The organism is Rhodococcus sp. 14-1411-2a (assembly GCF_002259485.1).
Taxonomy (GTDB): Bacteria; Actinomycetota; Actinomycetes; order Mycobacteriales; family Mycobacteriaceae; genus Rhodococcoides.
On sequence record NZ_NPGA01000015.1, the window covers coordinates 414,654 to 425,496 of the forward strand.

13 protein-coding genes are annotated in these 10,843 nt (G+C 66.4%); 9 read left to right on the forward strand and 4 right to left on the reverse strand.

Annotated features, from left to right (window positions below; genetic code table 11):
- The first annotated feature begins 11 nt into the window (after positions 1–11).
- The gene (locus CH291_RS15675) at positions 12–212 is read left to right on the forward strand and encodes a hypothetical protein (protein WP_068053408.1); all 201 of its coding nucleotides are present in this window, start codon (positions 12–14) and stop codon (positions 210–212) included.
- Between the two features lie 34 nt (positions 213–246).
- Here CH291_RS15675 and CH291_RS15680 read toward each other — a convergent pair whose 3' ends face one another.
- Entirely contained in the window at positions 247–771 is a 525-nt protein-coding gene (locus tag CH291_RS15680) for a SixA phosphatase family protein (RefSeq protein ID WP_094688095.1), read from the reverse strand.
- Positions 758–1,300, reverse strand: coding sequence for a GtrA family protein (locus CH291_RS15685; RefSeq protein WP_068053418.1), 543 nt, complete (start codon positions 1,298–1,300; stop codon positions 758–760). The genes CH291_RS15680 and CH291_RS15685 overlap by 14 nt, the downstream gene beginning before the upstream one ends.
- A gap of 62 nt (positions 1,301–1,362) precedes the next feature.
- Between CH291_RS15685 and CH291_RS15690 the strand changes: the two genes are divergently transcribed.
- Complete coding sequence (locus tag CH291_RS15690) at positions 1,363–2,556, forward strand: MFS transporter (protein ID WP_094687969.1); 1,194 nt, start codon at positions 1,363–1,365, stop codon at positions 2,554–2,556.
- Here the strand turns inward: CH291_RS15690 and CH291_RS15695 are convergent.
- Positions 2,535–3,140: a TetR/AcrR family transcriptional regulator gene (locus tag CH291_RS15695; RefSeq protein ID WP_094687970.1), complete on the reverse strand. Its 606-nt coding sequence runs from the start codon at positions 3,138–3,140 to the stop codon at positions 2,535–2,537. The two genes, CH291_RS15690 and CH291_RS15695, sit on opposite strands and share 22 nt — an antisense overlap.
- 66 nt (positions 3,141–3,206) lie before the next feature.
- On the opposite strand from CH291_RS15695, the gene CH291_RS15700 reads away from it, so the two are divergent.
- The 3 genes from CH291_RS15700 (at position 3,207) to CH291_RS15710 (ending at position 5,188) form a co-directional block, all read left to right on the forward strand.
- Positions 3,207–3,848 (forward strand): GAP family protein, encoded by a 642-nt coding sequence (locus tag CH291_RS15700; RefSeq protein ID WP_143545931.1) that lies wholly within the window; start codon positions 3,207–3,209, stop codon positions 3,846–3,848.
- Between the two features lie 34 nt (positions 3,849–3,882).
- Positions 3,883–4,134 carry a hypothetical protein gene (locus CH291_RS15705; protein WP_094687972.1) on the forward strand — a complete coding sequence of 84 codons (252 nt, stop codon included), beginning with the start codon at positions 3,883–3,885 and terminating at the stop codon, positions 4,132–4,134.
- A gap of 106 nt (positions 4,135–4,240) precedes the next feature.
- Entirely contained in the window at positions 4,241–5,188 is a 948-nt protein-coding gene (locus CH291_RS15710) for a CPBP family intramembrane glutamic endopeptidase (protein ID WP_256980863.1), read from the forward strand.
- On the opposite strand, the gene CH291_RS15715 is transcribed toward CH291_RS15710, so the two are convergent.
- Positions 5,178–5,687, reverse strand: a complete 510-nt coding sequence (locus CH291_RS15715) for a GNAT family N-acetyltransferase (RefSeq protein ID WP_094687973.1) — start codon at positions 5,685–5,687, stop codon at positions 5,178–5,180. The two genes, CH291_RS15710 and CH291_RS15715, sit on opposite strands and share 11 nt — an antisense overlap.
- Positions 5,688–5,761: 74 nt before the next feature.
- On the opposite strand from CH291_RS15715, the gene CH291_RS26560 reads away from it, so the two are divergent.
- From CH291_RS26560 to CH291_RS15735, 4 genes are all read left to right on the forward strand, one after another.
- The gene (locus CH291_RS26560) at positions 5,762–7,852 is read left to right on the forward strand and encodes an HNH endonuclease signature motif containing protein (protein ID WP_143545932.1); all 2,091 of its coding nucleotides are present in this window, start codon (positions 5,762–5,764) and stop codon (positions 7,850–7,852) included.
- 172 nt (positions 7,853–8,024) lie between these two features.
- Positions 8,025–8,555, forward strand: a complete 531-nt coding sequence (locus CH291_RS15725) for a biotin transporter BioY (protein ID WP_068053445.1) — start codon at positions 8,025–8,027, stop codon at positions 8,553–8,555.
- On the forward strand, positions 8,552–9,685 hold the full coding sequence (locus CH291_RS15730; protein ID WP_094687974.1) for an AMP-binding protein: 1,134 nt from the start codon (positions 8,552–8,554) through the stop codon (positions 9,683–9,685). The genes CH291_RS15725 and CH291_RS15730 overlap by 4 nt, the downstream gene beginning before the upstream one ends.
- Positions 9,682–10,833 carry a thiolase family protein gene (locus CH291_RS15735; protein ID WP_094687975.1) on the forward strand — a complete coding sequence of 384 codons (1,152 nt, stop codon included), beginning with the start codon at positions 9,682–9,684 and terminating at the stop codon, positions 10,831–10,833. Before CH291_RS15730 ends, CH291_RS15735 begins: the two co-directional genes overlap by 4 nt.
- Positions 10,834–10,843: the final 10 nt, after the last annotated feature.

Here is a 10,843-nt window from a genome sequence, read left to right on the forward strand (position 1 = left end):
GGGAGTCCGCCATGGCAGGCAAGAAGATCGACAGAGTGCATGCACAGTCCGCGCTGGAGACGGTTCGAGAGAATCCCGGCATCGCGTTGATCGCCGCTGCGCCCGCGTTGGTGGTGCTGGCGCTGGTGTGGTGGCTGCTCGGGTTCCCGGCAGCGCTGATCCTGTTGATTGCAGCAGGCGGTGCCGGCTACCTGTACCTCAGGAACCGCTGATTACCTACAAGCACTGACTATCGGGAAGCACTGACTACTGATCGGCGCGAGGGATGCAGAACTCGGTGATCGTGGCCGAGCTTGCTGCGAGCTCTGCCCACGACTTCTCGGTGGTGAGCACGGCGATTGCCGAGGTGGGGAAGCGGTGACGAACCTCGCGGGCCACGTCGGTGTCGTCGTCTGCCGCCAATTCGAGTGCGGTCCAGGGAATTCCGGGTTCGTGTCCGACGACCAGCAGCGTCGAGACGGTCACGTCGTCGAAGTACGTGTCCGCAAGGCGGATTTCGTCGATGATCTCGTCCGCGGATCCGCCGTAGATGTCTCGCTCGAATCGGGTGGGAGCGTCGCCCATGCCGGTAGCGGCCAGCGTTTCGCGGGTGCGCAGGGCCGTCGAGCACAGCACTGCATCGACGCGGCCGACGTGTTCGGTGATCCAGGCTCCGGCGAGTGCCGCCTCGCGTTGGCCGCGCGGTGCCAAGGGTCGTTCGTGATCCGGCACTCCGTCGGGGTAGCCGGATTTTCCGTGCCGCATGAGCACGAGGGTCCTAGTGGTCGCCATGCCGTCCACCGTAAACGGTCAGGGCGGCGGGATCGGCCAGAACGTTCACCGGTTCCGGGAAGACGAACTTGCGCATCGCCCACCATCGGAATGCGGTTGCCAGCAACGTGCCGATGATGGAGCCGCTGACGAAGTCGGCGATGTTCTCGGTGAGGAAGGACACGTTCGGCGACCGCAGATCCAGCACGTAACTCGACACCCAGAGCGGTAGCTGGTTGATTGCCAGGCCGGTTCCGGCGACGGCGAAGAACAGCGCTGCCTCGTGGTGACGACGTCGTCCGCCACGCGCTGTGAACGACCATTCCCGGTTGAGGATGTACGACACGATCGTCGCGATCAGCACGGCCAGAACGTTCGCTGTCACCGGCTTGTCCTGCAGGATCGTCCACTTCAGGCCGAAGAACAGTACGACGGTGACGACGAAGGTGATCGCTCCGACGATGAGGAACTTGAGGGCCTCGGCGTGCTTGACGAGGGGCTCGAGCCAGCGTTCGGGAACGCGGTCGGTGAGGCGGTCGGACACATGCATCCGATCGACGTTACCTCGAGTAACGGATCCGGCCCGACGACGAACGATAGGCTCGCATCGATATGACTGGTGCCAGGCTGTCCGTTCTCGTCGTCTTCTTCGTCAACGGCGCGGTGTTCGCGAACTGGGCTCCCCGCATTCCGGAGATTCAGAACTCACTGTCGATCGACGTCGCAACGCTCGGCCTCGCCTTGACCGGTGTCGGGCTCGGCGGGCTGGCGGCAGCCCCCGTCGCCGCTGCCTCGGTCCGACGGTTCGGCAGTCGGTGGACCATTCTCGCCTCGGGGCTGCTGTTGTGCGCGGCCTTCGTCCTGCCCGCGGTCGCAGTGTCGTGGTGGACGCTGCTGGCGGCGCTCGTACTGCTCGGCGGCGCCGATGCTGTGATGGACATTTCGATGAACGCGCAGGGTGTCCTCGTGGAGGAACGAGCGGGGAAGTCGCTGCTGAGCGGCTTCCATGCCGCCTGGAGCGTCGGTGCCGTCGTCGGGGGAGTGACCGGCGCGGCCGCGGCCGGCATTCGGATGCCGGTGGTGGCGCACTTCGGCGTGGTCGCGGTGGTGCTGATGCTCGTTCTCGTTGCCGTCGGACGGGGTCTGGTGGGTCCGGAATCGGTGGCGCTCGACGATCACGAGGACCCGGCATCCGGCCCCGTTCTCGTGCGTCCGACCGCAGCACTGGCCCTACTGGGGGCCGTGGTGTTGCTCGCCGGGCTGATGGAGGACTTTCCGCAGTCGTGGAGCGCGGTCTACATGACGACCGAAGAGGGCGCGGGCCCGGGCTCGGCCGGCATGGCGTTCGTTGCGTTCTCGGCCGCGATGCTGATCGGTCGGTTGGTCGGAGACCGGATCGTCGACCGGTTCGGCCCGTCGACGGTGCTGAGCGGAGGCGCGTCACTGGTGGCCGTGGCTTTCCTCGTCATCCTGGGCCTGTCGGTTCTGGCCGCGGATCTACCGGTCCTGGTCATCGGGGCGTTCGCAGTTGCTGGCCTGGGCGCGAGCCCACTGTTTCCCATTGTCTTCAGCCTGGCCGGGCGGCTTCCCGGTGTGTCCTCGGCGGCGGCCATCTCGATCGTGTCGCTGGTGTCCCGGATCGGATTTCTCGTGGCACCCATGGCCGTCGGTCGCGTCGTGGATGCGTCGGGCTTCGGATCGGTGTTGGGTGCCATTGCCGCGGCGGGCGTCGTCGTCGCGGTGATCGGGTGGTACTACGGCCGCAGATTCCCTGTCGACTCGACTCAGGACCGCGGCTCCAGGTAAGTGCGCAACAACCGACGTACCTCCTCGGTCGCGAGTTGCTCGGGATACGTCACCGCCTGCAGCGTCAGGCCGTCGACGTAGGTATGCAGTTCGGCCGCTGCGTGTTCGTCCGCTGCGCGGTCGAAGGTGAATGCGGGAGAGTTCGGGCGGTCGAGATCGTGCAGGTGCGCCCACGCGAGCCGGCACAGGTACCGGCTGCCGAACCACCCGGCCGTCTTGAGTGCGGCGAGTCGCTCGTCGAATCTGGCACGCACGATCGCTTCCAACCACACCGACGCCTCGGCGCGGCGGTCCTCGTCGAGGGGTAGCAACTCCTCGAGGACGCGGATCGCTCGCGTCGGTCCGTCACCATCGGTCGGGTGCGCCTCCAACCGATGTACGACGCGTTGCGTCATGGCCTCGGCCGCGAACAGCACCAGTTCTCCTTGGTCGGAGAAGTAGTACCGCAGTGATCCGGGGGAGACGCCTGCCTCGGCGGCGACGCTGCGAACCGTCGCCCCGTCCATTCCCGATCGCTCGATGACGCGCCACACGGCGGCGACGATCTCCGCCCGGCGTGCGTCGTGGTCGACGATCTTCGGCATCGGTCTGTTCTAGCACGAGGACATCTTTTCCACACGGCTGTGTTGAAATCCTGTTACGGTACAGCTGTGTTAATTCAGTTGGTGGGGCTCGCGCTGATGGACAGCATCGGCGTCGGGACTCTTGCGGTTCCGCTGTGGATGATGCTGCGGCCGTCGTTCCGGGTGCGTGTGGTTCTGCTGCATCTGGGTGTGCTGGGGCTGGTCTACTTCGGGGTCGGTATCTCCTTGTGGGCGGCCGCCGATGGCCTGAGTGTGGCGATTCCTGGTGATGCGTGGACTCGATTGGCGGTGGGTCTTGCGGTTCTGGTCATGGGTCTGGTCTGTGACCGCCGGCGGCGAGACTCGGGCAGCGCGTGGTGGACGCGACCTCCGAGAAATGTCAGCGCGGTAGTCGTTCTCGCCGTCGCTGTGGCAGCGGTGGAGGTGGCGACGATGCTGCCCTACTTCGCGGCGATCGACACGGTGGTCGAGTCCGGCCTGAGGTGGGGGTTCTCGGTGCTCTTGCTCGTGGCGTACGTGCTCGTGACGCTCTCACCCGCTCTCATCCTGCTCATCGCCAGAGTGTTTGCGCAGGAACGGGTTTCGTTACTCACGCCAACTCTGCTCCGGCGCGTGGATCGCTGGAGTGGGGACGTGTCGGCGACGGTGTTGCTCGTGGTGGGCGCGCTACTGGCCGCGGATGCGGCAATCGAACTGAACCTGGTCTGACCTGATTGTGGTCCGAAGCGATGGAAGGGAAGCGATGAACGCGAGAGATGTGCGCAGCATCGTCATGATTGTCGTCGGAGCTGTGCTGGCGCTGTTCTTCTGGGACCTTCGGTTCTTCTGGTTCCAGGGCGGGCCGATCGGCTGTGTTCTGGTGGTACTCGCGATGGTCGACATTCGGGAATCGCGCCGCGGCACCCCGAAGAAGGGATTGCTTGCGGAACTGCGAGACGACATCGTCGGCGGTGAGGATTCGAGCGACACACCCGAGCCTGGCCCTCGGTCGTGAGGGGCACCCCCCGGCTCGTATCGCCAGGACGGTACTGAATTCTCGGCCCGGGCGTGATAGACAAGCTGTTCGGCGGTGCTGTATCGAGCGGAATGGTGGTGGCCTGGTGACGACCGGTGTCGACGCGGGGCTTGCCGAGCGCTCGCCTCGGCGTGGTCTGACCGCTGCCGGTACCGCCGTGATCGTCCTGGGTTTGGTGGCCGGTTGGGTCGTCGTCTACTTGGTCGGCCTGATGGGTGCGCTGTGGCGTTTCCGTGAGCCCGACGCGCCGGCCCCGATTCTGTCGATAGGGGATCAGTGGGCCGATCTCGCTGTCGGCGCGACGCAGGTGGTGGTGGGTGCCGTCGCGATCGCCATCGTCTGGTTCGTTCGGCGTCGGAAGCTGCCTGCGGTGTGGCCGGCCCGCAGTGGGACCGCGTTCGAAGCTGCGCTCACGTGGTGTGCCGCGATCGGTGCCGCTTCTGCTTCGCTGCTCGTGTTGTCGCGGCTGGACATCGTCCGATTCAGCTTCTCGATCCCGGCCTCGGTCGAGTCCGATTGGCTCGCAGTGGTTTCCGCTCTCGTCGTGGGTCTACGGGAGGAGCCGATCCTGGTGGCGTTGCCGGTGTTGTTGCTCGTCGGCCGGGTCCCGATCTGGGCGATCATGGCGTTGTCGGGCACGATGCGGGGCCTCCTCTATCTGTACTTCGGCGGAGGCGGTTTTCTGTGGGCTCTGTGCTGGGGTGCCGCGGCGGTCTGGGTGTTCTACCGCTACCGGCGGCTGTGGGTGTTGATCGCCATCCACGGATTGGTGATGAACATCCAGGTGTTCGATCGCGTGATTCCGTCCGAGAACGCGGCGACAGTTCTGCAGTGGGTCAACATTCTGATTCTGTTCTCGGCGCTGCTGTGGTGGATCACCCCGCGTGCGCTGGAAGCTTTCCTGCCGAACACGGTGGCCGTTCGGTACGGCGATTCGACCGTCGAGACGACTCCGATGGTGGCCGAGGTGGTACTGAACCCCGAGAAGCTCGATCCCGACGAGTCCAGACGAGAACCGCCGGTCAAGCCCTGACCACGCGGGCTTCGAGGCACTCCCAGAGCGGGTCGAACTTCTCGGTGCCGTCCAGCTCGAACCGATGCTTGCGGTAGAACGCCACCGCACGATGGTTGGCCGCTGCCACCCACAGATAGGTGGATGCCTCCCGGTCGATCACGGTCGTCATGAGTTCTGTTGCGACGCCGGTGCCGTGGAGCTCGGGCACAACGTTCAGTGACCACAGTTCGGTCGGTGCCGGCGGATTGTCGTCGCGTGGTGGGCCGCCGGTGGCGAAACCGACGATGCGTGAATCACTGGTGTCGACGGCGCATCGGGTGCGCACACCGCGGCTCGACTCCTCGTCGCGGCGGGCGATGATCTGCTCCCATCGTTCGATGCGATCGCGAGGGCGTATCGCATCGAGCTTAGCGCTGTTCATCATTCCCGCGTACGTCGCCTTCCAGATCGCCACGTGCGCTGTACCCAGCTGCTCCTCGTCGCCCGGGCGGATGTCCCGGATGGTGTAGCTGGCCACCGTTGCAGTTATACCGATTCGACTCGAATTGTTCTCGGATTTTCTTGTCGTACCCCTCTCGTAGCATCGAATGCATGTTCGATACCGGGGGGTGGGGAGCGGCGGAGACGCCGCCGGTCGACGACTGCATTGCGGGGTTCCTCGACGTCATCGCGCTCAACCGTGTCAACGAGAATCTCGCTCGGGCAGCGACCGTGCTCGCGTACTGCGACGTGCTCGAGATGCGCCTCGAGGCAGCCGAAGCTGCCGGCGGAGATCCGGGTGAGACGGTCCGCGGTGCCCTGTGCGATCTGGCCGTGACGATGACGGGAACGCGCCGCGATGCGTCCGTGGTGCACGACGTCGCGGAGCGTTTGCATCGAATGCCGTTGACTGCCTTGCGTTTCGTCACCGGCAGCTTCGACTGGTCGACGGTGGTGACGATCACCTCGGTGCTGCATCGTGCCAGTGACGAGACGATCGCGAAGATCGAATACGAGGTGTGTGCAGCGGGTGGCCGGATGCGTCCGCAGGCGCTGCGCAATCGGATCTGGCGGTTGTGGATGAAGGCCGATCCGGTCGGTGCCGCAGCTGCCCGGGAGACCGCGAAGTCCGAGGAGGTCGGCGTGCGGATCGATCGCACCGGTCCGGGCGGGATCGCGTCGCTCATTGCGAAGATCACCGATCTCGAAGCGGCAGAGGCGGATGCGCTCATCACCGAGATCGTCGGGACGGTCTGTAAGCGCGACCCACGATCGACGGGGACGCTGCGGGCCGCGGGTCTGATGGCGTTGCTGCACGGCGAGCATTCACTGGCGTGTCAGTGCGATCGCGGCGACGACTGCCCGGTGGCAGGCGCTGTCGACGATATTCCTCCTCGGCGCGGGCATCTCCTTCAGATCGTGGTGGCTGTGGAGACATTGCTGGGCCTGTCCTCGGAGCCTGCGACCCTCCCCGACGGGACGCCCATCGACCCCGAAGTGGCGCGCATCGTTGCCACCGATGCCAAATGGCAGGCACTGCTGACCGAGCTGGTCGAGATGCTGAAGCCCGAACAGAGAAACACGGGCGACGACGGATCGAACGATGACGGCCCTGATAGTGGTCCAGGCGATGGCGGCCCTGACGACGGCGGTCCTGACGATGGCGGTCCGGATGGCGGTGGCCCGGACGATGGCGGCCCGGATGGCGGTGGCCCGGACGACGGTGGTCCAGATGACGGCGGCCCAGGCGACGGCGGTTCAGACGGTGGCGGTCCTTCGCGCTCCGGCCGCGGGCAGTCGCCCCGTGACTGCGGCCCAACTTTCGGTGATTCCGACCCCGACCAAACCGGCTCCCGCAGCGGCGATCGGTCGGGTTTGCAGTCGAGTTCGTTTGGACCGTTCTCGACTGCGGCACCATCGTTGCTGCGTCGGGTGGTCGGCATGGGTCGGGTACGAGGTGCCGCCCAGCTTCCGTCTGTGCGCCTCGAGGGTGCCCACTGCCTCCCACCTGCACTCCCGCTACCGGGGGAGGAGTCTGTCCGCGATGGGCTCGTCGCACGGTGGCTTGCATGGATTGCCGAACGGCCCGAGCGTGCTCGCGGCATCTTTCCCGACGGTCATGGCGGCGAGTCCGCTCCGTCGCGGTCTGCGGTGACGTATCGGCCCGGTGCCCGCGTCGCGGCATTCGTTCGGGCTGCCTATCGCACGTGCACTTTCCCGAACTGCGACGTGCCGGCGGCCCGGTGTCAGATCGATCATCTGGTTCCGTTCGATCACGACGATCCCGCGCGGGGTGGCTGGACGATCGTGACCAATCTTCAGCCGGTGTGCGTGTTTCATCATCAGGCCAAGACCTCGGGGGCGTGGTCGGCGGTGATGCTCGCAGGCGGCGCGATTCTGTGGTCGAACTCGCTCGGTCTACGCAGAGTCACGTTGCCGGAGTTGTCGATCGCGACTCCCCGCGCATCCCGCCGACGGCGAAGGGCCTCGTCCAGGCCGGGAGCGAGCCCTATCGAACCCACCCGCTGGGAGCTCGAATACAGCGGGTGTACACCGCCGACTCTGAACGACTGTCGTTCTGCGACAACGGATATCGACCGAAAGAAGTTGGCGGAGAAGCGGCGGGCCTACCTGGAACACTGTTGCGTCGTCCATGCACGCGTTCGATACGACCGCGCCCGATACGACCCTCCGCCCTTCTGAACAACACCCGTGCCGGTATGGCGCAGGCCGCTGGCCTGCTACCTTGAACGCCGTTCAAGTTTCTTGGGCAGGTCACCGCCCCACTCCACGAGGAGCCACCGTGTCAGATGTCGACAGCAGTACCCGCCAGCCGAGCCGTAAGGTCAGCCGAATGAACGTCTCCGCCCGCGACATGGCGCAGATCGCAGTGTTCGCAGCACTCATCGCCGCGCTCGGCCTGCCGGGATCGATCACGGTCGGGTTCTCGGGCGTCCCCATCACCCTGCAGACCCTCGGCATCATCCTGTCGGGCGCGATCCTCGGACCCCGGAAGGGCACGGCCGCGGTCCTGGTGTTCCTCGCCCTGACGATGATCGGCCTGCCGCTGCTGGCCGGAGGACGCACCGGTCTCGCCGCCATGGCGGGGCCTACCGTCGGCTACCTCATCGGCTGGATACCGGCAGCGTTGCTGATCGGCTGGCTCACCGCCCGCATTCTCCCCAAGTACTCGATCGCGCTCGGCCTGGCGATCAACGCGGTCGGTGGCATCCTCGTCGTCTATGTATTCGGCATCGCCGGTCTGATCCTGCGCACCGACGTCGGAGTCTGGGCCGCGATCACCTCCAACGGACCGTTCCTGCCCGGCGACATCGCGAAGGTCGTCGTCGCCACCGTCGTCGCCAAGAGCGTCCACCGCGCGTACCCGGGCCTGATCAAGGCGTGACTCTCACGCTGGGAGGTCGAGGTCGAGGCCGCGACAACGACACCGCCATCTCCTGGGCGGGTCGCACACTCACCTACGCCGAACTCGACGCAGCCGTCGAGCAGTGGCCTCACCTCCCGGTGCACGACGCTCGATTTCACGACGCATCAGCACTGGAGCTGCCGGACGCGTTGATCTGTGTTTTCGCGGCAGCCAGGCAGGGCAGTGCGGTCCGAGTCGAGGATCCGGCCGCCCGTCCCGAGCGCCCTGCGCACATCGATCCCGACGCGTTCCTGCTGGTGGCAACCTCGGGCTCCACCGGCCGGCCGAAACCGCTCGCTCGCACGGCCGCGTCGTGGGTAGACAGCTTCCCCGAGTTCACCGACATTTCCGATATCCGCCCGACCGACACCGTGCTCATCACCGGACCGCTGCACGCCACGATGCACCTGTTCGCCGCGGTGCACGCACTGTGGTTGGGGGCGTGCGTCACCGACGATCCCGCGCATGCCACGGCTGTCCATGCGGTGCCTGCGGTACTCCGTGACGTCCTCCGCCGGATGCCTCGTGCGCGGATTGCCGTCGCTGCCGGCGCCGGCCTCGATGACGCTGCCGCGAAAGCGATCTCGGCGCAGGGCGTCAGGCTGGTCGAGTACTACGGCTCGGCGGAGTTGTCTCTGGTGGCGGCGAGAGTGGTGGGCGAACAATCGTCTCTGAGGCTGCTCCGGGATGTCGACGCACGCACCGAGGACGGGTACCTGTTCGTTCGATCGCCGTACGCCGCGCCGGGTGCGCGCGATTGGTTCGGCGTCGGTGATCTGGCCGAACTGAACGGCTCCGAACTCCTCGTCCACGGCCGCGGAGATGCAGCGATCAACGTGGGCGGAACCACCGTCATCGCCGAGGACGTGGAAAACATTCTGACCGGGCTCGACGGCGTCCGAGCAGCGGCAGCGATCGGCACACCGCACGCGGTTCTCGGCGAAACGGTCTCAGCCGTCATCGAACTCGACGGAACCCGCGACCTCGACCTGGTGCGCGCCGACGCTCGCGCAATCATGGCGAAGGAGGCGATGCCGCGACGCTGGACGGTGGTGCAGCAGTTGCCCCGCACCGCGAGCGGCAAGATCGCCCGAAGGGCCCTGCTGTGAATGTGTCTGCTTCGTACAGCCCCGTCATCGTTGCGGCCAAACGTTCTGCGATCGGTATCGCCGGGCACGGCTTCGCCGATGTCACCGCCCCGAACCTCGCTGCGCCGGTACTGAAAGCTGTTGCAGCAGAGATCAGTCCGCTCGATACCCCGATCGACGACGTGATTCTCGGCAACTGCCTCGGTCCCGGCGGTGATGTTGCACGGGTCTCGGCGCTGCTCGCGGGCCTCGGTGTCGGTGTTCCCGGAGTCACCGTCGATCGGCAGTGCGGATCCGGGCTCGACGCCGTGGCGCAGGCCGCGTCGCGCATCCGCAGCGGCGACGAGACGTTGATACTGGCCGGTGGCGTCGAATCTGCCAGCACCAGTCCGTGGCGGTTCTGGCCACCGGTCGACGGCGAAGAGCCTGTCCGCTACACCCGAGCGCCGTTCGTTCCGCCCGGCTTCGAGGACCCCGACATGGGTGTGGCAGCGGACGACCTCGCGCGAATCCGCGGTATCGGGCGCGAACGCCAAGATGCTTACGCTGCACGGTCGTTCGCGCGCGCGGCGGCCTGCGACTTCTCGGCCGAGATCGTCACCGTGAACGAGGTCGCAACCGACGAGCGCATCCGCCCCAACATGACCGCCCAGCGACTCGGCAGACTGCGCCCCACATTCACCCCAGCCGGCACGTTCACCCCAGCCGGCACGGTGACCGCGGGCAATTCGTGCGGAATATCCGACGGCGCAGCGGTTCTGGCCGTCACCACCGCCGAGCGGGCAGCCGGGATGCCGGCGTTGCGCATCCTCGGCAGTGCCGTCGCCGGGTCCGACCCGGCTCTTCCCGGGCTGGGTCCGGTGCCGGCGATCGAGAAGCTGCTCGCCCGCACCGGGGTGGGCCTCTCCGACATCGAAACCATCGAAATCACCGAGGCTTTTGCGTCGGTCGTGCTCGCGGTCTCGGATGAATTGGGTCTCGACGAGGACCGCATCTGCCCACAAGGTGGAGCCATCGCGATGGGCCATCCGTGGGGAGCTTCGGGCGCAATTCTGCTGGTACGGTTGGCCTCTCGAATGTTGCAACCCGGGGGTCCGGCGCTGGGACTGGCGGCCTGCGCCATCGGCGGCGGGCAAGGAATAGCGATGCTGGTGGAACGAGCGACATGAGCAGGGTCAT

Excerpts from the sequence above, each read along its gene's own strand:
- CH291_RS15725 (WP_068053445.1), top strand. The coding sequence starts at position 8,025 with ATGGCGCAGATCGCAGTGTTCGCAGCACTCATCGCCGCGCTCGGCCTG.
- CH291_RS15685 (WP_068053418.1), bottom strand. The coding sequence starts at position 1,300 with ATGCATGTGTCCGACCGCCTCACCGACCGCGTTCCCGAACGCTGGCTC.
- CH291_RS26560 (WP_143545932.1), top strand. The coding sequence starts at position 5,762 with ATGTTCGATACCGGGGGGTGGGGAGCGGCGGAGACGCCGCCGGTCGAC.
- CH291_RS15695 (WP_094687970.1), bottom strand. The coding sequence starts at position 3,140 with ATGCCGAAGATCGTCGACCACGACGCACGCCGGGCGGAGATCGTCGCC.
- CH291_RS15705 (WP_094687972.1), top strand. The coding sequence starts at position 3,883 with ATGAACGCGAGAGATGTGCGCAGCATCGTCATGATTGTCGTCGGAGCT.
- CH291_RS15680 (WP_094688095.1), bottom strand. The coding sequence starts at position 771 with ATGGCGACCACTAGGACCCTCGTGCTCATGCGGCACGGAAAATCCGGC.
- CH291_RS15690 (WP_094687969.1), top strand. The coding sequence starts at position 1,363 with ATGACTGGTGCCAGGCTGTCCGTTCTCGTCGTCTTCTTCGTCAACGGC.
- CH291_RS15675 (WP_068053408.1), top strand. The coding sequence starts at position 12 with ATGGCAGGCAAGAAGATCGACAGAGTGCATGCACAGTCCGCGCTGGAG.